At 44.2% G+C, this 24,731-nt stretch carries 23 protein-coding genes; 13 read left to right on the top strand and 10 right to left on the bottom strand.

Features of this window, described 5'->3' with window-relative positions:
* The first annotated feature begins 156 nt into the window (after positions 1-156).
* Positions 157-456, top strand: coding sequence for a hypothetical protein (locus tag HUW51_RS13635; protein WP_185270193.1), 300 nt, complete (start codon positions 157-159; stop codon positions 454-456).
* Positions 457-614: 158 nt separating this feature from the next.
* Here the strand turns inward: HUW51_RS13635 and HUW51_RS13630 are convergent, their stop codons facing one another.
* The 6 genes from HUW51_RS13630 to pyrF form a co-directional block, all read right to left on the bottom strand.
* Positions 615-1,487 (bottom strand): nucleoside phosphorylase, encoded by an 873-nt coding sequence (locus tag HUW51_RS13630; protein ID WP_185270192.1) that lies wholly within the window; start codon positions 1,485-1,487, stop codon positions 615-617.
* A 124-nt stretch (positions 1,488-1,611) separates the two neighbouring features.
* Positions 1,612-2,565 carry an oxygen-dependent tRNA uridine(34) hydroxylase TrhO gene (gene trhO, locus HUW51_RS13625; RefSeq protein WP_185270191.1) on the bottom strand — a complete coding sequence of 318 codons (954 nt, stop codon included), beginning with the start codon at positions 2,563-2,565 and terminating at the stop codon, positions 1,612-1,614.
* 171 nt (positions 2,566-2,736) lie between these two features.
* Positions 2,737-3,369, bottom strand: a complete 633-nt coding sequence (locus HUW51_RS13620; RefSeq protein WP_185270190.1) for a NeuD/PglB/VioB family sugar acetyltransferase — start codon at positions 3,367-3,369, stop codon at positions 2,737-2,739.
* A 123-nt stretch (positions 3,370-3,492) separates the two neighbouring features.
* Entirely contained in the window at positions 3,493-4,797 is a 1,305-nt protein-coding gene (locus HUW51_RS13615) for a hypothetical protein (protein ID WP_185270189.1), read from the bottom strand.
* Positions 4,794-6,101 (bottom strand): DUF2851 family protein, encoded by a 1,308-nt coding sequence (locus HUW51_RS13610; protein ID WP_185270188.1) that lies wholly within the window; start codon positions 6,099-6,101, stop codon positions 4,794-4,796. Before HUW51_RS13610 ends, HUW51_RS13615 begins: the two co-directional genes overlap by 4 nt.
* Positions 6,102-6,149: 48 nt before the next feature.
* Positions 6,150-6,983 (bottom strand): orotidine-5'-phosphate decarboxylase, encoded by an 834-nt coding sequence (gene pyrF, locus HUW51_RS13605; RefSeq protein WP_185270187.1) that lies wholly within the window; start codon positions 6,981-6,983, stop codon positions 6,150-6,152.
* Between the two features lie 244 nt (positions 6,984-7,227).
* Between pyrF and HUW51_RS13600 the strand changes: the two genes are divergently transcribed.
* Positions 7,228-9,369 carry a hypothetical protein gene (locus HUW51_RS13600; RefSeq protein ID WP_185270186.1) on the top strand — a complete coding sequence of 714 codons (2,142 nt, stop codon included), beginning with the start codon at positions 7,228-7,230 and terminating at the stop codon, positions 9,367-9,369.
* Between the two features lie 124 nt (positions 9,370-9,493).
* Positions 9,494-9,865, top strand: a complete 372-nt coding sequence (locus HUW51_RS13595; RefSeq protein ID WP_185270185.1) for a VOC family protein — start codon at positions 9,494-9,496, stop codon at positions 9,863-9,865.
* A 24-nt stretch (positions 9,866-9,889) separates the two neighbouring features.
* Here the strand turns inward: HUW51_RS13595 and HUW51_RS13590 are convergent, their stop codons facing one another.
* Positions 9,890-10,231 (bottom strand): cupin domain-containing protein, encoded by a 342-nt coding sequence (locus tag HUW51_RS13590; RefSeq protein ID WP_185270184.1) that lies wholly within the window; start codon positions 10,229-10,231, stop codon positions 9,890-9,892.
* A 214-nt stretch (positions 10,232-10,445) separates the two neighbouring features.
* Here HUW51_RS13590 and HUW51_RS13585 point away from each other — a divergent pair, with 214 nt between their 5' ends.
* The 6 genes from HUW51_RS13585 (at position 10,446) to HUW51_RS13560 (ending at position 17,326) form a co-directional block, all read left to right on the top strand.
* Positions 10,446-11,747: an outer membrane protein assembly factor BamD gene (locus HUW51_RS13585; RefSeq protein ID WP_185270183.1), complete on the top strand. Its 1,302-nt coding sequence runs from the start codon at positions 10,446-10,448 to the stop codon at positions 11,745-11,747.
* Positions 11,748-11,858: 111 nt separating this feature from the next.
* Complete coding sequence (locus tag HUW51_RS13580; RefSeq protein ID WP_185270182.1) at positions 11,859-12,101, top strand: hypothetical protein; 243 nt, start codon at positions 11,859-11,861, stop codon at positions 12,099-12,101.
* Between the two features lie 326 nt (positions 12,102-12,427).
* Positions 12,428-12,919 (top strand): hypothetical protein, encoded by a 492-nt coding sequence (locus HUW51_RS13575; RefSeq protein ID WP_185270181.1) that lies wholly within the window; start codon positions 12,428-12,430, stop codon positions 12,917-12,919.
* A 226-nt stretch (positions 12,920-13,145) separates the two neighbouring features.
* Positions 13,146-14,402 (top strand): DEAD/DEAH box helicase, encoded by a 1,257-nt coding sequence (locus tag HUW51_RS13570; RefSeq protein ID WP_185270180.1) that lies wholly within the window; start codon positions 13,146-13,148, stop codon positions 14,400-14,402.
* Between the two features lie 460 nt (positions 14,403-14,862).
* Positions 14,863-15,699 carry a fumarylacetoacetate hydrolase family protein gene (locus HUW51_RS13565; RefSeq protein ID WP_185270179.1) on the top strand — a complete coding sequence of 279 codons (837 nt, stop codon included), beginning with the start codon at positions 14,863-14,865 and terminating at the stop codon, positions 15,697-15,699.
* A 49-nt stretch (positions 15,700-15,748) separates the two neighbouring features.
* On the top strand, positions 15,749-17,326 hold the full coding sequence (locus tag HUW51_RS13560) for an aldehyde dehydrogenase (NADP(+)) (RefSeq protein WP_228466618.1): 1,578 nt from the start codon (positions 15,749-15,751) through the stop codon (positions 17,324-17,326).
* 659 nt (positions 17,327-17,985) lie between these two features.
* Here HUW51_RS13560 and HUW51_RS13555 read toward each other — a convergent pair.
* The 3 genes from HUW51_RS13555 to HUW51_RS13545 all read right to left on the bottom strand — a co-directional run bounded on the left by HUW51_RS13555 (position 17,986) and on the right by HUW51_RS13545 (position 21,649).
* Entirely contained in the window at positions 17,986-18,960 is a 975-nt protein-coding gene (locus HUW51_RS13555) for an ABC transporter permease (RefSeq protein WP_185270178.1), read from the bottom strand.
* Positions 18,961-19,059: 99 nt separating this feature from the next.
* Complete coding sequence (locus tag HUW51_RS13550; RefSeq protein ID WP_185270177.1) at positions 19,060-20,556, bottom strand: sugar ABC transporter ATP-binding protein; 1,497 nt, start codon at positions 20,554-20,556, stop codon at positions 19,060-19,062.
* Positions 20,557-20,659: 103 nt separating this feature from the next.
* Positions 20,660-21,649, bottom strand: a complete 990-nt coding sequence (locus HUW51_RS13545) for an ABC transporter substrate-binding protein (RefSeq protein WP_185270176.1) — start codon at positions 21,647-21,649, stop codon at positions 20,660-20,662.
* Between the two features lie 426 nt (positions 21,650-22,075).
* Between HUW51_RS13545 and HUW51_RS13540 the strand changes: the two genes are divergently transcribed.
* From HUW51_RS13540 to gatC, 4 genes are all read left to right on the top strand, one after another.
* Complete coding sequence (locus HUW51_RS13540) at positions 22,076-22,867, top strand: FRG domain-containing protein (protein ID WP_228466616.1); 792 nt, start codon at positions 22,076-22,078, stop codon at positions 22,865-22,867.
* A 122-nt stretch (positions 22,868-22,989) separates the two neighbouring features.
* Complete coding sequence (locus HUW51_RS13535; RefSeq protein ID WP_185270175.1) at positions 22,990-23,544, top strand: NUDIX domain-containing protein; 555 nt, start codon at positions 22,990-22,992, stop codon at positions 23,542-23,544.
* 145 nt (positions 23,545-23,689) lie between these two features.
* Positions 23,690-24,493, top strand: a complete 804-nt coding sequence (locus HUW51_RS13530; RefSeq protein WP_185270174.1) for a lysophospholipid acyltransferase family protein — start codon at positions 23,690-23,692, stop codon at positions 24,491-24,493.
* A complete protein-coding gene (gene gatC / locus HUW51_RS13525) occupies positions 24,435-24,722 on the top strand; it encodes an Asp-tRNA(Asn)/Glu-tRNA(Gln) amidotransferase subunit GatC (protein WP_185270173.1) in 288 nt (95 codons plus the stop codon). The genes HUW51_RS13530 and gatC overlap by 59 nt, the downstream gene beginning before the upstream one ends.
* The last annotated feature ends 9 nt before the right edge of the window (positions 24,723-24,731 follow it).

Below are 24,731 nucleotides of genomic sequence, written 5' to 3'. Positions count from 1 at the left end.
CAATATTTTAATCAATCGTTTATTTAAATTACTAACATTTGCAGCCTTAATCGGTATATATGTGTAACTGATTCCGGAAAATATTTAATTATTATATATTTCCATTTTCCGGAAAACGTTATCTTGATACAACCTAACACACATTAATACTGGATTATGGAAACAAGCCACCTGCACCCGCATTTAGTTGATAAAGAAGACATTCCTCAGCTAAAGTTTGCGCACGAAGATGTTCTTACGGATAAAATTGAAAAAGTAAAACGCCTGCACGATTTAAAATGGGCGGCACATTTGGGCAATGAGTACCACGGTAAAGTAAATATATTGTTTCAAACGGAAACCGGCGACGTAAAAAGGGTTGAAACTACCATTTGGGCCTACGACCAGGATTTTGTTACGTTAAAATCCGGCACAGTAATGCCGGTGCGGTGTATTATCAGCATTGAACATATTTAATTATTAATTTTTTAAAATTTTAATTTTCAGCGGTTTACTTCAACTAATAATCGCTTACATTTATCCGGTAAAAACCAACCAAGCACCAAAACAAGTAAAGCAAAAAGGGGCAACTACCGTTGCCCCTTTTTGCTTTGTATTAGCCCTATCTTTATTAATTATGCTTTGGCAATAGCGGCTATCCGATCCAGGGTTTGCACAATCATGGTTTCAATGGTTTGGTCGGCGTTGTAGTCAAACTGCTTGGTTATCCGGTTTACGATAATGGCATTGAGCGATACTACTTCATGACCCAGCATGCGACCTAAAGCGTAATAACCCGCCGTTTCCATTTCAAAGTTAGTAAGCCAGAAATCTTCTACGTTAAAGCGGTTAAAGTTATTAATCAGTTCGCTGTCTTTTAAATCCAGGCGCAGTACCCGACCTTGCGGGGCGTAAAAACCCGGACAGGTTAAGGTGTTGCCCGCCACGTAATCGTGCGCTAATTGCTCCCGCAAAATATCCGAACCCCGCACGCAGTACGGCTGAAAGCTGAGTTGCAAATTTTCCTGCAAAGCGCTGCTAATCGTGTTTTCGTAACCGGTTTGCACCAAGGGGTAAAACTGCATGAGCGTATCCAGGCCTACGGCGTACTCGCTTACCAGCAAACTACCTATTGGGATAGATTCCTGCAAAGCGCCCGAGGTACCCAACCGAATAATATTTAAAGGAATATGTTCCTCGTTTATTTCGCGGGTTACCAGATCTATATTTACCAGCGCATCTAACTCGTTCATCACAATTTCCACGTTATCGGTACCCATGCCCGTAGATAATACCGTAAGCCGTTTGCCTTTGTAGTAGCCGGTATGGGTTACAAATTCGCGTTTGGCAATTTGCACTTCAATAGAATCAAAATATTTACTGATGCGCGGCACCCGCTCCGGGTCGCCTACAGTTAAAATAGTGTCGGATATATGCTCGGGCAGCAAATTTAAATGGTACACGCTTCCATCCGGGTTCAAGATTAATTCTGATTCGGCAATAGGCATAGCTTTCTGTTTAAAGGTGTTTGTTGGGTAAAAGTACGCGCAGATGCAATTTGTGTTTATAAAAAATAAAACCCGATAACTTTTTCGGGTTACCGGGTTATTAGAATTTTAAATTTTTAAAATTTTAATTGGCTTTGGCGCGCTTTAAACCTTTGAGCGGGTTATAGCCGTTTAATTCTTTTTGGTAATATCCCGTGCCATTGTAAGGTCGTACTTTGGGGTGCTCTTTACAGGTATCAGAGCAAGCGCCGTGCATGGTTTCGCCGCAGGCTTCGCACATGGCCACGTGAATGTTACACTCCGGGTTCGCGCAGTTTACCATGCGGTCGCTGGTTGTGCCGCACACGTAGCACGTAGAAATTACCGTAGGATTTACTTTGTTTACGTCTACGGTTAAGCGGTTATCGAATACGTAGCATTTGCCTTCAAAATCTTCGCCATCGGCTTCAAAACCGTATTTAATAATGCCCCCGTGTAACTGGTACACGTTCTCGAAACCTTGGTCCAATAAAAAAGCGCTGGCTTTTTCGCATTTAATACCGCCGGTGCAGTAGGTCAGTATTTTTTTGTCTTTGTATTTTTCTTTTAACTCATCAATCTTCTCCGGAAAGTCGCGGAAGTTCTCGATGGGTAAGGTAACGGAATTTTTAAATCGACCTACCGAATGCTCATAATCCGAGCGTACATCCAGTACCACTACATCGTCCTGGTCTTTCATTTTTTTAAATTCCAGCGGTTCCAGGTGAATGCCGGTGCGTTTATTCGGGTCGATGTGGTGCAGTTTGCTGTGCACGATTTCTGGTTTGTGGCGCACGTGCAGTTTGGCAAAAGTGTGCTTATCCGAGGCATCTACTTTAAAGTCAATTCTGGCAAACCGCGGATCGGCTTTAACCGTTTCCATGTACTTTTCGCAGTCTTCCCGCAAACCCGATACCGTGCCGTTCAAGCCTTCGGCGGCTACAATAATGCGGCCCCGCAAATTTAAAGATAAGCACAGCCGGTGATGTTCTTCCCGGAAAGCTTCCGGATCAGCAATAGGAGTGTAACAGTAATACAGTAATACAGAATAATCTTTCATACAAAGCTTGGTTTCAGACCGAGTGTATTTTTTTAGATGATAGATATTAGACGTTGGATGTTAGACAAAATTTTAAAAATTTGCTTCCATCTACATCCTTTTAAATTATGCAAAGTTAAGGTGCAAACAACAGTTTTTCAAACAGCTTAACTGCTTGCGTAAACAACGGTTTTATACTTTTTGTGCCGGATTACCGAAAACAGTTTGGTTGGCGGGCACATCGGCTACTACTACGGCACCAGCACCTACACGGGCTTTTTTACCGATTTTAATACCAGCTACTATTACCGCTCCAGCCCCAATAAAGGCACCTTCTTCTACGGTTACGTCGGCACTTACAATAGCACCGGCTCCTACCTGCACGAAATCGGCCAGCTCCGCGCCGGATTCAATCAGGGCACGTGATTGAATAATGCAATAGTTATTGATGCGGGCATTGGCGTTAATTACGGCTCCGGCGTTAATTAAATTCCCGTGACCCAACCAGGCGTTTTCGGATACGGCCGTAAATTTATGGATGGCGTTTACCGGGGTAGCCTGGTATTCGTCTTTAAGTAAATTAATTAAGCTTTTGCGGGTGGCAGTTTCTTCGGCAGCTACAAACACTTCGCACTTTTTACCTAAAATTTTTAAAAATTCCGGGTCGTCGGTGGTACCCATTACTGTAATGTTGTTTACTTCGGTTTGGTGCAACTTTACTTCGTCGTCCAGGAAGCAATACACAATTACGTTGTTACTTTGAAAAATATCGAGAGCCGCGGTACCCAGTTTCTGAGCGCCGAGAATAATTACAGGATTCTGCATAGGTTACTAAAAAGTTTAATGTTGTAAGTTATACGGAAGCAAAGATTGGTTTGCACCACCTCCAACCAGTTTAACTTTCATCTGCAAAGGTACAGCTTTCCGGGGCGGCTTGCAATGCTGGTTTTAAACTGAATCTGAGATAAAACAGTGGATAAACCTTTTTCCCAGCCAGTTCATTATTTTTTGATTCAGGCCGGTTTGTAACAATACGTATAGCAAAAACGGCATAAAAGCTACTTTGTACCGGCTTACCGAACCCAGATTAGCCGTGGAATAACCAATTAAAGCCGCCACCACCAATGAATAAATAAGCAGCGAAAGCACCAGGGTAGATGGTAGCGTCGGTAGGCTTCTCCGAAAAGTAAACAAAGCCGATAGGGTTATTATTAGTACGAGTAGATTTTCCAGGCCAGCTAAAAAATAGGCTGGGGTGTTGATTTCGCCTATAAAAGGCCGGAATAAAACGCTGCTGATTGCTTTTGGGGCGTAGTAAATTAAACTTTGGTAAGTGGGTTGCAGGTCGGGTAAATGAATATAAGCTTCCCGGGTTGTCATAGCCCGGGTCATCTCGTAGCTTTTTATCATTTCTTTAAAAAAGTACTCGGGCGTAACTGCTTCGTGTAAGAACGAAGCCATAATACCTAACACCAACAAAGCAACCCCGTAAAAAACCAGCTTTTTACTTTCTGAAAAATGCATTTTTCGCCCGAAGTGCTGGAGCAAGGCAAAGCTGGCCAGCAAAGGAAAATAAGCCACCGCAAAATAAAACCTAATTTTAAAGCAAAAATAAGCCCCCACTACCAACATTAGCAGCGAGGCAAATGTTGTATTTACTTGATAAAGTAAGCGCAAGGTAGCTGCCAGGAGTAAAGCACAACTGCCCACAAGAATACTTTCTTTTAACACCCCCGAAGTCCAGAAAACAACAGTCGGAAAAAATAAAAAAGCAAAAGCCGCCGCCACTTTGGTATCCGGAAATAGTTGCGTTAAAGCTTTGGTAAGCTGCCAGCATCCCCAAAAACTAAACAGCGAAAAATAAAGGCTATTCAGGTAATAACTGTTATGCGTGATAAAATTAAAAAAATGCAGTAACAGCACTATAAAAAAAGAGTTAGAATACCCTCTAAAACGCATGGCATTGTACAAGTATTCGCTAGGATATTCGCCGGTGAAAATAAAATGCAGGTAGTTTTTAGGCTCCTGCAAGGCGTAAGCATTCAATATTTCGGCCTGCTGCTGGTATACAAACGTATCGCCACCGCTTAAATAATGCTGGTATAACCACCCTACCAGCAACCCCGCTCCTACTTTTAAAATTATGGCCGGCCAAAAGAAAATCTTTAAAAAATTAGGCTTAGCCGATCGCCATAAAACAAAAACAAGCCCGCCCAACAGCAGCAGGTTGCCCAACAGATATAGTAAATTCATTGGGCTAACGGATTTTGTTTTAAAATATAATTACCGATGCGGCAATGCAAACATTGCCGGGGCACGCAGTAATGCTGGTTTAACTGCAGCAAGGCCTGCGAATCGGCGGCTGTTTTATGGTAGAAATCTAAATCGGTGTACAAGCGGGTAATGCGGTTATCTTCCGGAGGTAACTGTTCCAGTAAAGCAATGGCTTTGTCCACGTAAACTTCGTCGTTTTTGTATCTTCCGTATGCTACCAGTAAAGGCGCTACCGCATTTATCAATAACAAGTCAATGCTGCTTTTACCCATTCCTTTTGGTGCCCGGGTAGATTCTTGGCCCGGAATAACGTGATTTTGCCAGTAAGCGGATGGTTTTGCCTCGAAATAAGCTTGCCACTCTTTAAAAGAATTAGCCGCCAGCAAATCCGAAAACAAATGCACGTGCTGATGCAACAAGGCGGCAAACTGAGCCAAACGTACCGGCGGAAAATTAGCCGGCCGCAGCCGCAAAAAATTCCAATCTGCTCGGTGCAGACCGGGAGCCAAACTGTATTTGTGCCTCAAGTATTTAAATTCCTGCTGTAACGGCCGCACGTATTCGTCTGGCGTATCTAAATTTAAAAATCCGGCTTGCCCCAAAATTAAGGCTTCGAGAGTTGGTAAGTGGTGTTGGTGGCGACGCAACACCGCATATGGTAACAGAGCGGCCAATCGCTGCATACCTACCTGGTTAATTTTAAAACCAAAGTTACTCAGCAGCCAGGCATAACAAGTTTCCTCCCAGTTATTTCCCGTTTGCGCCAGCAAGGCTAATACCCGACCGGCTTTTTCGTCGAGACGTTCCATCCGGACGCGTTCCTGCATGCTGGTTTTAATCAAACTAGGTACTTCGGGGGCAAAAGGCCGGCACGGAATTTCGTGGCGGTTAGTTAAAAATTGCTGGTAAGTATTAATTAAATGTAGCGGAACACGCCCGCGTAATGCTAACGTTGGAATTTCACTTCCATCAGCCCGATGTACCGGTTTGTCGTTATCCCAGACTACGTGTAAAACTACCTGGTTGTATTTCGGGTCGTTTTGGTGCGTGTGTTTTTCCCAGTCCGAGGCAAATACGTGTATTTCAACGCTGCCATTCCATTCTTCGGAGCCAATCCGCAGGCGGGCATTCGTAAAATCCGGGCCGGCATCAGTGTTATAATAACCGGGTTTTAGCACCACCACGGCCTTGTTTTGAGTAGTAACTAAACCGGTTTTATCAAAATATTGTTGCTGCCACACATAATGCAGAAAATCTTCTTTAAAAAGATTGGTTGATTTCACGGCAACAGCTTAAATTTTTAAAAATTGGATGTATAACCAGTTTTTACGCTACCCCAAATATTGATTTAAATAACCGGCCATTTCTTGTTGCACCAATAAAGCCGCCGAACGGGCTTGCTCGGCAAAATCAGTACCTGAGGATGCGTATATGATGTTACGCGACGAGTTAACCAATAAACCGCAATGCGGGTTCATGCCTAAGCGTGATATTTCGGCCAAACTGCCGCCCTGAGCTCCTACCCCTGGCACCAGTAAAAAGTGATGCGGCACGATGTCGCGCACGCGCTGTATAAAATCCGGGCGGGTAGCGCCTACTACGTACATAAGCTGTTCATCGGTAGCCCACGCTTTGCTGGTTTCCAGTACATTCTCGAACAGGCAGCGGGAGTAATCGGCGGTGCCGTCGTCGGTTTGCAGCAATTGAAAATCGGCACTGCCGGGGTTAGAGGTGAGCGCCAGCAAGATTACCCATTTGCCCGCTTGCAGCAAAAATGGCTTCACCGAATCTTCGCCCATGTAAGGCGCTACGGTAATCGAGTCAAAAGTTAAATTTTCAAAAAACGCCCGGGCATATAGTTCCGAAGTATTGCCGATATCGCCGCGTTTGGCATCGGCAATGGTAAATATATCTTGAGGTATATAGTTTAAGGTTTTTTCCAGACTTATCCAGCCTTTTGGGCCTAAGGCTTCATAAAAAGCAATATTGGGTTTATAGGCCACGCATAAATCGGCGGTGGCATCAATTATTTGGCGATTAAATTCAAATACCGGGTCTTCGGTATCGAGCAGGTGCGCCGGAATTCTTTTCAAATCAGTATCCAGACCCACGCATAAATACGATTGTTTTTTTTTAATCTGGGTAAATAATTCCTCTTTGGTCATGGGGGCTAAAGTTAAAATAACAGCAGGTGGACAAAACTACTAAAAATAATTTTCTGCCTTTAGCTCTAGCGCTTCAATTCCGGATATAGTTAAAATATATCCTTAGTGCTATTCTTCTCTATTGGGTTTTACTATTACCTTTACTGTTTGCAGGAACAGGTGCAGGAGAATTGATTATTTTTAAAAAGCTATTTCGGAATACAGTACTTAGCTCCTTTTTTAAATTTTGTATTTTTTAAAGTAAATGCCTTCGGAAAAACGTATACTATTCTTGTTCTTGCTGTGGTTGGGGAGCTTGCTGCCCGGCTACGCGCAAAATTCCGCTTTTAACGAGGTAGTTTTAAAAGTAGATACTACCGTTTACAGCCGCAGCCAAAACACGATTTACGCCAACGGCGAACCGCAAATGGCATTTACTTACGACAACGACGACGAAATTGCCGAAGTAAACTTATACGCCAAAAACATGGCGGCCATTTATAATCTTTCGCTGGCCAACTCCGCTGACTACAACCTTCTGGATTCGGTAGTAAACGTGAATGACCAGTATTTTAAAGTTAAGGTTAAATTTAAAAATTTAACGACTTCGCAGTTTTTAAACTTTACTTTTTCCATTCAGGATACCACTGCGGCTCCGCCCCGGGTAGAAGTAATTAAGCTTCTTCCGGTAACCAATACCACCGTGCAATTTACGAGCAACGATACCGATTTGTATGTGGGCGAAGAGAAAACTTTTGAACTAACTACCAACAATTTAAAAAACATACGGCTACAAACCGACTGGGTAAAAAGCGATGGGCTGGACTATCGTTTATCCGAAAGCAATGGTACGTTGCGCTTGCACATAATGCCCAACGCCTTAGGAAGCAAAATTTTAAATTTGCAACTACAAACCAATAAACCCACTTTAAACAAATACCAAAAGCCGCAATACCATTTGCCCGTTATTCAAAAAACGTTTACGGTAAAAGCCAGTCGCCTGAAATTTATTAACATTGATAAAAAAGAAATTACTTCTGATGAAGTAGCCCGCACCAAAGGTGTGGAAGTAATGATTGAAAATAACTGGGCCATTAACCTCCAGAAAACCTACCGCATCGAAGACCAGGAACAACCCGGCGGCGTATTAATTGCCGAATTATTTACGCGCAATACCGTTACTAATAACCGAGTGCTTTGCTGGCTGCGGGTTTATAATTATCATCGGATTTCTGAAGGGTATTTGTACATTAAAGATGGCGACCAAACTAAGTTTATTACCAACTTCTCGATAACGCCCAATACCACCGTAAAAAACATTCTGGTTCTGCACGAAGGCGGCGACTGGACAAATAACTTAACCGTAAACCCCGGCGAAATTATTAACCTGCGCATCGAAGGCGAGGGATTACACAAAGCCCGTTTTCAATTCGACGACTTAACTGATATTACTTCGGATTCGTCGCTGCGCACCGAAACCGCACGGGTGTATAAATTAGAAGTGCCCTTAAACATTAAACGCAAACGCATTGGCATTTACAACCGGGCCATTAATACCAATTTTGCCTTAACTGTGCGCGAATACCAGCGACCCCGTACTTTTGATTTTATATCCATAAACTACGGCGACCAATCGCGGGTAGTAGCCGCGGTGGTAGATGGGCCTTTGTTTCACGATCGGGTTTTAAAAGACGTGGTTTTTTCGTTTAACCCCAGCATCATCGACCGCGATGCAACTTTGTACGGTCGCCAATATTTAGACATTGATATCCGGGTAACCAATAGCCGCAACGACCTGATTGACCAGCGGCGAATTGAGGACATTGTGATTTGCCCTGGCGAAAATTCGCCGCGTTATGCTTTTTACGGCGGTAAAGATTGCACGCTCGGCGACATTAGTTTAAACAATATTCTGGGCCGAAAAACCTACGATTTAGACGAATGGTCGCGGATTGAGATTACGATCCGGCACGATAAAGACAAATACGGCGGCGAAGGCATTGTAAAAAAAATGGATTTAGTGCTTCGCCGGCGAACCAAGTTTGATATTGATGTGTCGTTTCCGGCGGGTTTACTCGTGAAGAAGCAAGGCGAATCGGGGTACGGCGATTTAGGGGGTATTTCCATGGCCATGATTGCCCAGATGAGTTTTTATCATCCGGAAAAAATTGCCCGTTACCGGCCATATAAAGTTGGCGCTGGTTTCCTGGCGCTAAACGCTTTTAACTTTAGCAGCAGCCCCGACGTAGACCGCGACATTGGCGCTGTAATTATTGGCGCCATCTACCCCACTACCCGCGATTCTAAACTTACTTTTCCGTTGTATTTGGGTGGTGGCTACTTTATTTCTAAAAAGACCGATCCTTGGTTTTACTTTCTGGGTCCAGGCATCCGGGTGCGATTTTAACGCTTCAGCTATTTATTTACCAGCTTAGCCCAATTGCAAAAAAGTACATTTATCGTAGCCGTCTAATTAAATACTATTTTCTCTTTTGCTAAATTTCGCCTTTTAACCTAATCTGATTTTACGTATGCTTACTGTTTTGGAGTTAAATCATGTGGCCCTGCACGTGCAGGATGTGGCGGTTAGTTGTCGTTTTTACGGCGAGTTACTGGGTTTTCGTGCTTTGCCCCGCCCGGCCTTTGATTTTCCAGGAGCCTGGTTTGCCTTGGGTCCGCACCAGGAATTGCATTTAATCGGCGATCGTGCATTAGCGGTGCACAGCCATCACCGGGGCAATCATTTTGCCTTAAAAGTAGCAACTATTAAAGAAACCGAAGAACACTTACGCGCTGCTGGCTTAACTTTTATGGGCCCTAAAAAACGCCCCGATGGTATGTGGCAAATTTTCCTGACCGACCCGGATGGCCATGTACTGGAATTTACCGAACTGCCGGATTGAGTTAAGACCATGTTGGTTTAATTTTTAATTTTTTAAAAAATCCGTGCGGATGGGCGTAAAAGAATCTACCAACCGTGCTTGCTCCGTTAATAATTGAATGCAATGTTTTTGGTTGGCGGGCACGTAAAATACATCGCCGGCCCGTAAATGCGCTGGTTCCTCCCCTTCTGCCATAAAAAGTACTTCGCCGGAGGCCACGTAGCAAGTTTGCTCGTGCGGGTGGGCATGAAAAGGATCAGGCTCGGTTTGTGGGCCATTGCTAAAATCAAGAATTACCGTCATTAAATGGGGCGTGTAAACCAAGCGGCGGGTTACCCCGGGCGCAATATTTTCTACGGGAGCAGTATGGTAAGTTTGTACGGGCATCAGATTCAGAAAAATTTAAAAAATCAGGTTTATCCAGAATTACTAAACTATTGGCATTTAGTTATATAAAACCGCTCTGATTTTTGTTTCAGCATAAAACCAATAGTTACTTTTAACAGTAATAAATAAACAACCAGAACCATTTACCAATTTTGGTTTGTAAATTAATAGATTATATTTTTAATTTAGTAACCGTCAATTTTTAAATTCCTCCATGCGCGCCTTTTTACGTTTTTCTTTTTTCTGTTTTTTGATTACTGGTTTTGCCGGACAAGCGCAAGCCTACGACGATGGCCTGAAAGCCCTGGAAAAGAAGAATTACGATAAAGCTTTAACAATTTTTAACCAGGCACTGGCTAAAAACCCCGACGATGTTGCGGCTTTATATGGTTTAAGCAAGTTGCTGAGTCTACCCGAATTTGCCGCCCGCGACTTAGAAAAAGCATACGTGCACATTATTGATGCCCGGGGCGCCTACCCAATGGCCAGCGATAAAACTAAAAAAAAGTTGAGCAAATTAAAAATTGATGAGCAGGCCATTGCCAACCAACAAACCCTGATCGATTCGGTAGCTTTTGTGCAGGTAGCCGAGCAAAAAGACTTGGATGCTTTGCAAGAATACATGGATGTGCATAAAACCTCGGTTTACCTCGATAAAGCAGAACAGTTAAAAGAGGACTTGGCCTTTGAAGAAACCATCCGCGAAAACACCGATAAAGCTTACAGCGAATTTTTAAAAAAATACCCTAATTCCAAGAACAAAGAAGCGGTTAAAAAAAAGTACGACAAGTTAATTTACACCAAAGCCACTGAATCGAAAGATTATAAAGCCTATAAGTTTTTTATCGATAATTACCCCGAAAGTCCTTACATAGAAGAGGCCAAGGAAAAGTACGAAGTAGCTTTATTTAAACATTTAACCGCCGACGATACCGAAACCAGCTACGAAGCTTACATTGATAACTACCCCGATAGTAAGTTCGTAAAAATTGCCGAAGACAGTATTTTTGCCAAGTACACGTCCTTTCCTTCTATTCCGGAATACGAGCGGTACATTCAAAAATACCCGAACAGTAAAAAGATATACGAAGCTTGGAACAAGATTTATATTTTATACACCGAAAGCGGCGACCCCGAAGTATACACCCAATTTTTAACCAAGTACCCCGATTACCCTTATAAAAACGACGTGCAAAACGACGTAGAGCTGGCTACTTTCGGGTTAAACATGATTTTAAATAATTTTCAGGGTTTTAAAGACGACCAGGTAGACGCCTATTTAAAATTAGCCGCTCCCACCGACCAGGCGTTAAAAGTGCTTTTGTTAAAAGTGCAACCGTTGCTGGCCCGCAACCAACGCCAAAAAGCCATTGATGTATTAGAACTACACCGGGCTGAGTTTCAAAACAAAGGCTATAAAATAGATAATGCCATTGCCACCATTAAAAAAGGCGGTAAAATCCTGGTTTCGGGCAACGTTTCGTTACGCTCCGAAGCGAATACGGCCAAAGAATAAGCAAGCTGAAGCACCTCATTCAGCTTCAGTTAAAACTACTTTCGCTGAAGAATCCGGGATAAACTTCGCCGGTTCTGTTGTTTTCCCGTAAAAAGAAAGAAAAAGCTTTTTATGGAAACGAACAAAACCGAACCCGTACAACCACCCGCAGATAACGAACTCATTACGAACACCGACGAAAGTAACGTAATTTCCAACGATCACCTGGACCCGCTGCAAAGCAACCAAACCAATACCGATGTTTTTGACCGGGAATACGAAGGAAAAGAACAGGCGGGTAACGTGGGCGCCGAAAACGAGTGGGACGCCGAACAACTGGACGGCAGCACCGCCAACAATCTCCGGACTAAATAAAACTTTTATTTAGCTTTTTAACTACCTAAAGCACCTACTGGCACTTTGATAAGAACGGGACAACAGCAATTTTTAAAATTTTGTTGCCCCGTTTTTTAATTATACTCCACTTACTTCGGCATTTTTCCTGCTTTTTTCGCCTCGTTAATTACCCTGGGGTCACGTTCATTAGATTGAACTTTAATTATACCCCATTAGGTTTAATCAAGATACTATTCTTTTTCTGGACAGTAGTTGGCATGGTTTTTACTGAATAAATAAAATATTCTGCATTAACAATATTGTTCCGGTGCAGCGTAGTATGATTACTTTAATTTTAAACCCTTATGAAAAATTTACTTTCCGTTCTCACCCTTTTAACTTTACTGGTATTTGGCGGCTGCAAAAAAGATGATGAAGTAAAGCCTATTCCAACCGGCGACATTGATCTAGGATTTTTTAAAATTTCTGCGGATCCAGCTACCGGTCAAACCACCAATACTCCCATTCAGTGTACCATTTGGATGTGGAAAACAGATAACCGGAATTTAGATTTAACTTCTTCTGGCTCTGAAATATACCTGGGCCGCATTTTAGATAAAAATACGAATAAGTATGTGAGTGCCGAATACGGCGCTATTGGCATTAACATGCGGGAAAAAGTAGAAACGGGCAAGTACCTGGTTTATGTGTTTATTAATAAATCTGATCAGAAAGGTAGCCTGGCTTATACTTACACGAACGTAGAAATTAAAGAAGATAAAAAGGTAAGCCTCCGGAAAGTATTTAGCCAGGATATTGGCACGCAACAATACGAAGCCTGGAATACGAACAAATAAGTTCTATAATATTACACGAGTAAAAAAGGTAGATTCTCTAATCTACCTTTTTTATTTGTAGATTGCCCCATGTTTCACCTGTTCTACCCTAAATTGAACCATCTACCTAAAACTATGCTTATGAGCATAGACACTTATTAGTCTATTTTTCATTTTCCAATACTTTCATCTAAGCCGGTGATTGATAAAAAATTTAAAAATTACCCTGGCTTACCAAAAAACAAGAATGTTATTTTCCGATTTACAAATAATTGAGCCTATTTTAAAAGCGCTCCAAACCGAAGGATATACGCATCCCACTCCCATTCAGGAAAGATCCATACCCGTTGTTTTAAACCAACAAGATTTGCTGGGTTGTGCCCAAACTGGCACCGGCAAAACGGCTGCGTTTGCCATTCCGATTATTCAACTGCTGCATAACCAGCAAAAGCCAACTAAAAGTTACCGGCCCATTAAAGCCTTAATTTTAACGCCTACCCGCGAGCTGGCCATTCAAATTGGCGAAAGTTTTGAAGCTTACGGCCGCCATACCAATTTGCGGCACCGGGTTATTTTTGGTGGCGTACCGCAAAAAGCCCAAACCGATGCGTTACGCGCCGGAGTGGATATTTTAATTGCTACCCCAGGCCGTTTGCTCGATTTAATGAACCAGGGTTTTATTAGTTTGCAGCATTTAACTTTGTTTGTGCTGGACGAAGCCGACCGCATGCTGGACATGGGTTTTGTGCACGACGTTAAAAAAGTAATTACCAAACTTCCAGCCAAAAGGCAATCTTTATTCTTCTCGGCCACCATGCCGCCCGAAATCACCAAATTAGCCGACACTATTCTGGTAAATCCGGTGAAAGTAGAAGTTACCCCGGTTTCGTCGACGGCACAAACCATTGAACAAGCGGTGTATTACGTCGAGAAAAACGATAAAAAGCCTTTGTTGCTGCACCTGTTAGCCGATTCTTCCATAGAAACCGCGTTGATATTTACCCGCACCAAACATGGTGCCGACCGGGTAGCCAAAGACTTAAACCGGGCTGGTATTGGCGCCGAAGCCATTCATGGCAACAAATCGCAGAATGCCCGCCAACGTGCTTTAACTAATTTTAAAAACCGCCAAACCCGGGTGTTGGTAGCTACCGATATTGCCGCCCGCGGCATCGACGTAGAAGAACTAACGCACGTAATAAACTTTGAATTACCCAACGTACCCGAAACGTACGTGCACCGGATTGGCCGTACCGGCCGGGCGGGCGCTAACGGCATTGCCTGGTCTTTCTGCGACGCCGAAGAACAACCGTATTTACGCGATATTAATAAGTTAATTGCCAAAACCATTCCGGTAGTACACGACCATCCTTACCCGATGGTACCGGCCGCCAATCCTACTTTAGCGCCGCCCACGCAAACCCGCACCGGAAACTCCCGAAACAATAACAATTTTAAAAAATCTAATCGCCGATGGGGTGCCCCGGCCAAAGCCAAAAATTAAAAATTTTAAAAAACCTGATCTTTTCAGCCATACAGCCGTCGTTACCTAAACGACGGCTTTTTTATTACCTCCGGTTTAATATTATCCTAAACTTAATTCTGTATTGGTAGCTGAGTTATTAAAAACATTTTAGCAATTTCCGGGTTAGATTAACCGTAATCTTTTCGTAAAACCATGAAAAGGTTTTCTACCCGGGGCAACTCCAGTTTTTAAAATTTAAGTAAATTACCCACTACAAACCGGCAAAATAGAGTTTAATCTTCAGTAATTTTCCGACCTTAAGCCTTACCTTTTAACTACGGCAAGCCTGGGTATTAAAAAATGAGCGGCAACTCCGTAAAATAGCTGACGCCCAGCTAAAAGAATTTTACAAAAGCGCTTAATTTTTTCTTTCAAACCACCCATTTTTCAATTGCTCCTATTATATTTAAAGGTTTATGTACTTTTAACAATAACTACTATGAAATTATATCGGCTTAAAACCGGCATCCTCATCGAAGAAGATCAAAATTTTTACCTTTCGCAGGATACCGACTGGGATAAGTTTATTAACCAGGAAAATTTGTACCAGGTATTAAAAGATGAAATCAGCCGGCTTCGCCCGGAAGCCAACGGCGCCAAATTGTTAGAAGAAGAGTTACTAGTGCCGATTGTGCGCCAGGAAATTTGGGCGGCGGGCGTTACGTATTACCGCAGCAAAAATGCGCGCATGGAAGAATCGAAAGATGCCGGAGGCGGCGATTTTTACGATAAAGTTTACGATGCCGAACGGCCCGAAATATTTTTTAAAGCTACCGCCGCCCGCACGGTAGGCCACCTAGGCACGGTACATATTCGCAAAGACTCTACCTGGGATGTGCCGGAACCCGAATTAACGCTTTTCATTAACAGCAAAGGCCAGATTGCCGGTTACACCATCGGTAACGATATGAGCTCGCGCAGCATTGAAGGCGAAAACCCCTTGTACTTGCCGCAAGCCAAAACCTACGACAACAGCGCTGCTATTGGCCCATGCTTGTACCTCACCGACACCGAGATTAATAAAGAAGGCAATATTACTTTAGAAATTCTCCGGAAAGAAAAAACTGTATTTTCCGATACCATCAGCATCAACCAAATTAAACGTTCGCACCAGGAACTTGTCGAGTTTTTATTCCGGGAGTGCAGCTTTGGTTACGGCGCGTACCTCATGACCGGTACTGGCATAGTACCACCTAACGATTTTACCTTAAAAAGTGGCGACGAGATCCGGATTAGCATTGATCCGATAGGAACTTTAGTGAATTACGTACGATAAATGAAGTAGACTTTACTGCTGCCGAATTTAAATTTTTAAAAATAAAAAAATGACAAATAACGAAATGCTGGCAGATGCTGCTTCCGCAAAGCCTAAAACTTTCCGGGGCTTTAATCCCGCCAAAGGCGAATACCTGGCGCAGGAATTTACCGAAAGCACGCCGGAAGAAATTGCGGCGGCCATAGAACAAGCCGAAAAAGCGTTTACGATCTACCGTAAAAAATCCGGTGCCGAACGCGCCGACTTTCTGCAGAAAATCGGGGAAGAAATTATGGCCTTGGGCGATCCTCTTCTAACTCTGGTGCAGGAAGAATCGGGTTTACCAGCGGCCCGGTTGCAGGGCGAACGTGGCCGTACGGTAGGTCAATTAAATTTGTTTGCCGCTTTACTCCGCGAAGGTTCCTGGGTAAATGCCACCATTGATACGGCCATCCCCGATCGGCAACCTTTACCTAAATCCGATATCCGGCGCATGAACATTGCTTTGGGCCCGGTAGGAATTTTTGGTGCCAGTAATTTCCCGTTGGCCTTTTCAGTTGCGGGCGGCGATACGGCTTCGGCATTGGCCGCGGGTTGTACAGTAGTTGTAAAGGGTCATCCGGCGCATCCGGGCACGTCGCAGTTAATCGCGGAAGCTATTTTGCGCGCCGCTAAGGCTACTAATATGCCGGACGGTGTATTTGCCATGGTACACGGCGAATCAACGGCCGTAGGGATGGCCATTGTGGAACATCCGTTAATCAAAGCCATTGGTTTTACCGGCTCTTACCGCGGTGGCAAAGCTATCTTTGATGCCGCCAACCGCCGCCCAGAACCGATTCCGGTTTACGCCGAAATGGGCAGCACCAATCCGGTATTTATTTTACCCGGCGCCCTGCAAGAGCGAGCCGATAATCTGGCCCAAGGAGTAGCCGCTTCGGTAACTTTAGGCGTAGGCCAGTTTTGCACCAATCCGGGTTTAGTAGTAGCTCAAAAATCTGCAGAAGCCGATCAATTTGTAAATAAAACCACCGAAGCTTTTTCCAGCTTAGCCTCCGGCACCATGCTCACACCGGGCATTAAAAAAGCATTCGATGCGGGAATTGCCCGGCTCACCGAAACCGCAGGTATTTCGGTATTAGCAAAAGGCATTGTAAACGATAGCGTTTGCGGCGGCACCCCGCATTTCTTACAAACCGATGCCGCTACATTTTTGGCCAACCCGGAAATTGGCGAAGAAGTATTTGGCCCGTCAACGGTTTATATTTCGGCTAACAGCAAAGACGAATTGCTAGAAATTGCGCACGGTTTGCACGGGCATTTAACCGCTACCTTGCAAGCCACACCCGCCGATTTAGAAGATTACGCCGATTTGATTCATGTTCTGGAACGGAAAGTAGGCCGTTTACTCATTAACGGTTTCCCAACAGGAGTGGAAGTTTGTGCTTCGATGGTGCACGGCGGCCCATTCCCAGCTACCACTGATTCCCGCAGCACTTCGGTGGGTACCGCCGCTATTTACCGCTTCAGCCGCCCGGTTTGTTACCAGGATTTCCCGGATACCATACTCCCGGCGGAACTGAAAAACGATAATCCTTTGGGCATCTGGCGCAACGTTAACGGAAAACAAACCCAGGAGAAAATTTAATTATATAATTTTTAAAATTTTAAAATTTTGAATAAGTGCCGTTTTAGGCAGATTTGATAGTTATGGGTAGAGTTCGCGTTAGCGGTCTCTACCCATTTTTCGTTCAGCCAATCTCCTGATTGGCCTTTATCCGAATGCCCTATCCTATTTCGCCAATCCGAGATAAGTGCTTAGAGCGCTGCGCTAACTCTAAGCACAACTAAAGGGCTAAACTGGTGTTAGCTACATTAAGCTACGACTTTCCTTTCTTCCGGATTAAACAGGAGCTACTCCCAACCGATCCCAGTTTGGCTGTTGAGCACCTGCTAGGGTTCCGGTTTTGCGCAGCAAAATTCCGCAGACGCAGTCGAGGAAAGGAAGGCTAGCGAGTGCGAAATAGCTAAACGAGGCCCGCCGGCCATGAGGCAAAACTTGAAGTCAGCAAGCTAGATAGCACCACAGCATGGAGGCTTGAAAAGGCTCCAACGAAAAACAGCAATAGCAACTGCTTCTTCCTATGTAGTATAAACACAACAAAAGAAATTTTTAAAAATTAGAAAGCCCATCCAGAGGGAATGATGATCATTGACTCTAAATGGGCTTTTAGTTTACTGCCAAAGCAACTTTAGTAAAGGCGCATTGCGACTAGTGCTTCACTCAAAAAAGAAATTTTTAAAAAATTAAGCGCTGACCCGGTGTTTTAAACGGTCGACTAAAACGGCGCCCACGATTATAAACCCGATGATAATTTCCTGCACGTAGTTGGGCAAACCAAGCATGTTGCAGCCATTGCGCAATACCGCCATAATTAAAGCGCCAATAATAGAACCTAAAGCGCTGCCTTCCCCACCGCTTAAAGATCCACCGCCAATTACTACGGCGGCAATAATATCGAGCTCCATGCCGTTTGCGGCCGTTGGGTCGCCTACTGTTAAATTACTGTACTGCATCACCGAAGCAATACCGGTAAACAAAGCGCTGATGGTATAAATCAAGGCTTTATTAAAATTTACTTTAATGCCGCAAAGCCGGGCGGTCAGTTCATTAGAGCCAATCGCGAAAATGTGCCGACCGAATACGGTATATTTTAAAATAATGGCCAGCACCGCAAATAACAGCAATGTAATCCAAACGCCCGGGGCAAAAATTAACCAGGAGGGTTCCGGGTCCAGGAGCATCAAATCCTGCAAGCCGTTGGGCGGCGAACTGATGGTTTGTTCTTTCGCAATCCATTTGGCTACGCCGCGGGCAATTTGCATCATACCCAGCGTTACAATAAAGGGTACAATGTTAAACTTTGCGATAAACGAGCCAATAATTAAGCCGCACAACGCACAAGCCGCAATTGCCGCCAAAGCCGCCATAAAAGCCACCATTCCGCTTACCTCCGTAGCATCGGGGCCTGCGCCCAGGTTTATAACCGTAGCAATTACCACGGTTCCCAAAGCAATTTGCGAACCTACACTTAAATCGATACCACCCGAAATAATAATCATGGTCATGCCGAAAGCGGCAATGCCCACAATAACGCTTTGCGTAAGAATGGTTTTTACATTGTCGAAGGAGTTAAACTGCGGCGGACAAAGAATAGTGAAGAGAATAATTACAAACAAAAGCCCGAAAAAAGGCCCGAACTTGGCTAAAACTTTATTCATTTTTTAAAAATAATAGGCACCAGTACGAAAATTCTGCGCTTGCTTGATAAGCAATTAATTAATTTTTAGGTAAGAGCAAGTTTAGTTTTACTTTACAGCTCAAGCACCCACGCCAGCTCCGGAAGTAGCGTATAACATAATGTCGTGCTCAGTCCAGGCGGGTATCGGCTTTACCTCCGACATTTGCCCGCGGTACATCACGGCTAAGGTATCGCATACGCCCAATAATTCCGGTAAATAAGAACTCACCACCACAATGGCTTTGCCAGCTGCTGCTAAAGTTTGAATCAAGCGGTAAATTTCGGCTTTACTGCCTACATCAATGCCCCGGGTAGGTTCGTCGAGGAAAAAAATATCACTGTCGTGGTGCAGTAACCGGGCAATGCATGCCTTCTGTTGGTTTCCGCCCGATAAACTACCAATGGCTTGTTTCGGATCGCGGCATTTAATGCGCATTTTCTCCGACCACTCCGCCGCCGTATCGTATTCTTTTTTTAAATTTAATATACCAAACCTGCTGTATTTTTTAAGCGCCGATAAGGTAATATTAGCCGCTACCGATAAGTTTAATGCCAGACCTTCTTCTTTCCGGTTTTCGCTGAGTAAATCCAGGTCCGAGGCCAAAGCTTTGCCCGGATTCAGGTATACTGCGTTCAATTCCGGGTGATTTTTAATTTGTACTTGTCCGTTCTTCACCAATTCTAGCCCAAAAACACTGCGGATGGTTTCGGAACGCCCCGCACCCACCAGGCCCGAAATACCCAAAATTTCGCCGCGCCGCAACGTAAACGACACTTCTTTACAATAAGGCAAGGTCACCAATTTATCTACTGTAAGTACCGGCTCGCCAATTTCGTGCGGAATTTGGGGGTACAAATCTTCGACGGAGCGGCCAATCATGTGTCGGATAATTTCCGGAATAGTTACCTCGGCCACATTACCGGACGTAATGGATTCGCCGTCCCGGATTACGGTATACCGGTCAGCAATTTCCATTACTTCTTCCAGAAAGTGGCTGATGTAGATAACTGAGATGTTATTTTCTTTTAATTTCCGGATTACGCCAAACAAAGCCTGGGCATCTTCGGCGGTTAAAGAACTGGTGGGCTCGTCCAGAATTACAATCCGGGAATCGATTACCAGAGCACGGGCAATTTCCACGAGTTGTTGTTTACCCAAACTTAACCGGCTCACCGGCATGTCCATATCCAGATGGCCTTGCCCGAGCCAGTTTAACGCTTCTTTTACCCGTTGCCGTTCTTTTTGCACAAACCCAAACGACGAGCGTTCCAGCCCCAGCATAATGTTTTCTTCGATGGATAAATGCGGCGCCAGCGTGAGTTCCTGGTAAATCATGGCAATGCCGGAATTACGGCCCGCCGCCGGGGAAGTCGGCGCATACGGCTGGCCGGCTAAATGCATGGTACCACCATCGGGCGTATAAGCGCCGCTCAAAATTTTCATGAGCGTACTTTTACCGGCCCCGTTTTCCCCGATTAAAGCGTGCACTTCGCCTTGCCCCACTTGTAAACTCACGTTTTTTAACGCCTTTACCGGACCAAAGCTTTTGCTTATATTTTCTAAAGAGAGCAGCAAGAATTTTTAAATTTTAAGTAAAAACTTACTAGAATGTTCTACACCCAAGCTAACTACCCAATTATTTTCCGTGAACCATCAGCCATGGACTATGATCTATCCCTTATTCGTTCAGCCAGGTTTTTAAATCGGGCGTAAGGAGGGCTTTAATGGCCGGGTCGTTAATGTTTTCTTTTGTTGCCATCGAAATGCCGGTATCTACCAGTTTTTCAAATTTTTCGCCTTTAATAACGGCTACTGCGGTTTTAACGCCTAAATAGCCCATGTTAAACGGATCTTGCAAGGCTAAACCCTGAATAGTGCCCTGATTAAGCGCAGATACCAAAGTTTCGTTAGAATCAAAGCCGACTAATTTAACTTTACCGACTTTACCGGCAGTTTGCAAAGCCCGCAGCATGCCTTGCGTAGACGATTCATTCGGGCAGAAAACCCCGTCTACAGTAGCAAAGCGGTTGAGTAAGTTCTGCGATGCTTGAAACGCTTTTTCCATGGTGGCACCCGCATATTGGTTCGACGAAACAATTTTAGCGTTAGGGGCATATTCTTTCATGCCGGCCAAAAAGCCTTCTTCGCGGGCGTGGGTGCTGGCGGAGCCTTCGCTGTAGCGCAACAAAATAATATTGCCTTTACCGCCGGTTAGTTCGGCCATGCGTTTGGCGCATAATTTACCACCGGCAAAGTTATCGGTAGCAATGTAGCTGGCGTAATCTTTAGCGGCCAGGTCGGAGTCGAATATCACCACCGGAATTTTTCTCTTAATGGCGGCTTTTACCGGCGGCACCAAACTACGCTCGTCCAGGGGGGCCAATACAATGCCATCAACGCCCCGGCTAATAAAATTTTGCACCACTTGTATCTGCATTTGCCGGTCGTCTTCTTTTTGCGGCCCTTGCCAGATTACCTCTACATTGCCCAGTTCTTTAGCGGCTTTCATGGCGCCGGCGTGCGCGCTTTTCCAGTACGTGTGGGTGGCCCCTTTGGGAATAACGGCTATTTTTAACTGTTCGCCCGAAGCTGCACTGGAGGCGCTACCACTTTCCTGGGTAGAAGACGAATTATTGTTACAGGCAGTAAAAGCGGTTGTAACGGCCATCAGGCCCAAAACCAGTGTTTTTTTAAAAAAATTGTTTCGATTAATGATCATTTTAAATATTAATTATTAAACCTTAGGAGCACCTTTTATAAGCCACGGGGCAGAATAGCAAAATTTTAAAAATCAGCCTTATTCCTTACAATTTTGAGCAAGATCAGAAACCATTATTTTATTAATTAAAATGGGACAGTCTTGTTTAAACCCAGCTCATCGCGTGGTGAAAATAGGAAAATAAATTTTTATTAAAACGATTCGGCCATTTTTTATTGCCGGGCAGATTGGCGCCACCAGACTTCCTAATTTTACACTCCCGCATTTTACTCGCTGGCTCGGCTTTATTTCAAAATTGGGTTAGAGCTTAATTTTTAACATACAATTTGCCGGGTTCGCGTATACGGGACAGAAAACTTAATGCGGCTTTAACATATGCGGATGGATAATGATATTCTGGTAAAATCATGGGAAGAATTACAAAACGCGCTGTTTCACGATTCCTGGGACGATAAAATAAACCGCTACCGGTCGTCTTATGTGTACCGGGGCATGTGGAATAAAGATTTCGAATTATCAACCAGTTTAATCCGGCTGGGCGGCGATTACCCGAAACTGGAACCGCACTTACTCCGCAACTTCCGGAAATACGCACACCGCGACGCGGCTCCCGGCAATTCGCTTTGGAACTGGCTAGCCGTAGCCCAACACCACGGTTTGCCCACTCGCCTCCTCGACTGGACGTACTCGCCGTTTGTAGCTTTGCATTTTGCCACCAATAACTTACTTAACTACGATACCGATGCCGTAATCTGGTGCGTAAACTACGTAAAGTCAAACGCACATCTGCCGCCGGTCTTAAAAGATGCCATATCAGCCGAAGGTTCTAACGTTTTTACGCCCGAAGTACTGGAGCCCGTATGCAGTTCTTTAAAAGAATTAACCGCTTTTCAGGAAGAAGATTACGTTTTGTTTCTGGAGCCGCCTTCTTTAGACGGCCGCATTGTGCACCAGTTTGCTTTGTTTTCGATGATGTCGAGCGCCACAGCTTTACTCAGCGATTGGTTGGAAGAACGGCCCGATTTGTATTTCCGGATAATTATTCCGGCCCGGTTAAAGTGGGAAATCCGCGATAAATTGGACCAGGCGAATATTACCGAGCGTGTATTGTTTCCGGGCTTGAATGGTTTAAGCGAATGGTTGCGCCGGCATTATACCACCATTTAAGTAAAAAGAAATAACTATCAAGATATTAGATATTGGACTTCTGCGTAATTAACGGAATGCTCATTTTTTAAATTTTAACTTTTCTAACTTGCAACCTGTAACTTGCCACCTGCAACTTAACTATGAACGAACACGAAAACCCCTGGACTACCCTATCAAGCAAGCCTATTTACGAAAACCCCTGGCTAAGCCTGCGCGAAGACCAGGTAATTAACCCTAAAGGCGGCCGCGGCATTTACGGCGTAGTAGATTTTAAAAATATGGCCATTGGCGTAGTGCCCATCGATGCGGAAGGCAATACGTATTTGGTGGGCCAATACCGCTATCCCTTAAACGAGTACTCCTGGGAAATACCGGAAGGCGGCGGCCCGCACGGCATTGATGCCCTGGAATCGGCGAAGCGGGAATTAAAAGAAGAAACCGGTTTTACCGCCGCTACCTGGACTAACCTGGGCCGCATTCACACGTCAAACTCCGTTACCAGCGAATTTGGTTATTTGTACCTAGCCCAAAATTTAACCGCTGGCGAAATGGAACACGAAGAAACCGAAGAGTTGGTAATCAAAAAAGTACCTTTAAGCGAGGCGGTACGCATGGTTATGGACGGCGAAATTACCGATGGCTTAAGTATTGCCGGCATTTTAAAAGCCGATAAAATTATTAATCAGGTGAAATAATGTAAATTGAGCCACCTATAACCGAACGAGGATTTGAGATTTACAATTATTTAAAATTTTAAAAATTGGTGTTACTGCGTTAACAGTTAATGGAAAAATACACCCCAACCGTGAACTTAAACCGAATATTTGTACTTTTGCCTTCATGAAGCTGCTGGTTAAAATAGTACGGGCAATTTACGCGGGCTGGTGTGTTATCTGGTTTGTGCTTCCGTTCTTTCTAATGTATCCTTTGTTTTGGGTATTTATCCAGAAGCCTCGCTGGTACCGGTACGCGCATAATTTAAACCGTTTCTGGTCTTTTACGCAATTGCGCATGTACGGCTTGCCCCTTACCATTATCCGTAAAACCAAGCTTAACCGCAACACGCCCTATATTTATACCCCCAATCACAGCTCCTACATCGATATTCCGTTGCTGTTAAACAGCGTGCCCGGTTATTTAAATTTTGTGGGCAAAAGCTCACTGGCCAAAGTGCCGCTATGGGGGCCTATTTACAATAAGTTGTATATCTCCGTCGATCGCAGAAGTGCCGTAAGCCGGGCTAAATCGTATATTCAATCGGGGCGCACCATTGATCAAGGTCGTTCGGTGGTAATTTTTCCGGAAGGCACCATTTCGGAAAATGCCGGCTACGATATGTTGCCCTTTAAAGACGGGCCTTTTAAATTAGCCATCGAAAAGCAGGTGCCCATTGTACCGGTTTCTATGCCTTACAATCACATTTTTTTACCCGACGTAGATGGTAAATTTATTGTGAAGTGGCACCCTTTAAAAATCACCTTTTTTGAACCGATTTCTACGGTTGGATTAACTTTGGCCGATTTAGAAAATTTAAAAAATAAAGTATTTAATATAATTCAAGCCGATTTAAGTTTACATAACCATTATGAGCACCGATATACAAACGATCCGGAAGTTAGCACATTTAGCCCGTCTGGAATTTGACCCAACCAAAGAACAGGAAATGCTGCAGGACCTGAATAAAATTCTGGATTGGATGGAAAAACTGCGCGAACTGGATACCTCGGCCGTAGAGCCGCTGCTGCACATGAGCGAAGAAGTAAATGTGTTGCGCCCCGATGTGGCAAAAACCATTATTACCCACGATGAAGGCCTGAAAAATGCGCCGCGCAAAGATTCTGACTATTTTAGAGTACCCAAAGTGTTAGACTAAGCGTTTAAA

Origin of the sequence: Adhaeribacter swui, from assembly GCF_014217805.1 — a bacterium.
Lineage (GTDB): Bacteria > Bacteroidota > Bacteroidia > Cytophagales > Hymenobacteraceae > Adhaeribacter > Adhaeribacter swui.
This window is presented reverse-complemented; position numbering and strand designations above follow the sequence as displayed.

Excerpts from the sequence above, each read along its gene's own strand:
- HUW51_RS13635 (WP_185270193.1), top strand. The coding sequence starts at position 157 with ATGGAAACAAGCCACCTGCACCCGCATTTAGTTGATAAAGAAGACATT.
- trhO (WP_185270191.1), bottom strand. The coding sequence starts at position 2,565 with ATGAAAGATTATTCTGTATTACTGTATTACTGTTACACTCCTATTGCT.
- HUW51_RS13555 (WP_185270178.1), bottom strand. The coding sequence starts at position 18,960 with ATGAATAAAGTTTTAGCCAAGTTCGGGCCTTTTTTCGGGCTTTTGTTT.
- HUW51_RS13575 (WP_185270181.1), top strand. The coding sequence starts at position 12,428 with ATGAAAAATTTACTTTCCGTTCTCACCCTTTTAACTTTACTGGTATTT.
- HUW51_RS13535 (WP_185270175.1), top strand. The coding sequence starts at position 22,990 with ATGAACGAACACGAAAACCCCTGGACTACCCTATCAAGCAAGCCTATT.
- HUW51_RS13540 (WP_228466616.1), top strand. The coding sequence starts at position 22,076 with ATGCGGATGGATAATGATATTCTGGTAAAATCATGGGAAGAATTACAA.
- HUW51_RS13560 (WP_228466618.1), top strand. The coding sequence starts at position 15,749 with ATGACAAATAACGAAATGCTGGCAGATGCTGCTTCCGCAAAGCCTAAA.
- gatC (WP_185270173.1), top strand. The coding sequence starts at position 24,435 with ATGAGCACCGATATACAAACGATCCGGAAGTTAGCACATTTAGCCCGT.
- HUW51_RS13565 (WP_185270179.1), top strand. The coding sequence starts at position 14,863 with ATGAAATTATATCGGCTTAAAACCGGCATCCTCATCGAAGAAGATCAA.
- HUW51_RS13545 (WP_185270176.1), bottom strand. The coding sequence starts at position 21,649 with ATGGCCGTTACAACCGCTTTTACTGCCTGTAACAATAATTCGTCTTCT.
- HUW51_RS13590 (WP_185270184.1), bottom strand. The coding sequence starts at position 10,231 with ATGCCCGTACAAACTTACCATACTGCTCCCGTAGAAAATATTGCGCCC.
- HUW51_RS13530 (WP_185270174.1), top strand. The coding sequence starts at position 23,690 with ATGAAGCTGCTGGTTAAAATAGTACGGGCAATTTACGCGGGCTGGTGT.
- pyrF (WP_185270187.1), bottom strand. The coding sequence starts at position 6,983 with ATGACCAAAGAGGAATTATTTACCCAGATTAAAAAAAAACAATCGTAT.
- HUW51_RS13600 (WP_185270186.1), top strand. The coding sequence starts at position 7,228 with ATGCCTTCGGAAAAACGTATACTATTCTTGTTCTTGCTGTGGTTGGGG.
- HUW51_RS13630 (WP_185270192.1), bottom strand. The coding sequence starts at position 1,487 with ATGCCTATTGCCGAATCAGAATTAATCTTGAACCCGGATGGAAGCGTG.
- HUW51_RS13570 (WP_185270180.1), top strand. The coding sequence starts at position 13,146 with ATGTTATTTTCCGATTTACAAATAATTGAGCCTATTTTAAAAGCGCTC.
- HUW51_RS13595 (WP_185270185.1), top strand. The coding sequence starts at position 9,494 with ATGCTTACTGTTTTGGAGTTAAATCATGTGGCCCTGCACGTGCAGGAT.
- HUW51_RS13585 (WP_185270183.1), top strand. The coding sequence starts at position 10,446 with ATGCGCGCCTTTTTACGTTTTTCTTTTTTCTGTTTTTTGATTACTGGT.
- HUW51_RS13580 (WP_185270182.1), top strand. The coding sequence starts at position 11,859 with ATGGAAACGAACAAAACCGAACCCGTACAACCACCCGCAGATAACGAA.
- HUW51_RS13620 (WP_185270190.1), bottom strand. The coding sequence starts at position 3,369 with ATGCAGAATCCTGTAATTATTCTCGGCGCTCAGAAACTGGGTACCGCG.
- HUW51_RS13615 (WP_185270189.1), bottom strand. The coding sequence starts at position 4,797 with ATGAATTTACTATATCTGTTGGGCAACCTGCTGCTGTTGGGCGGGCTT.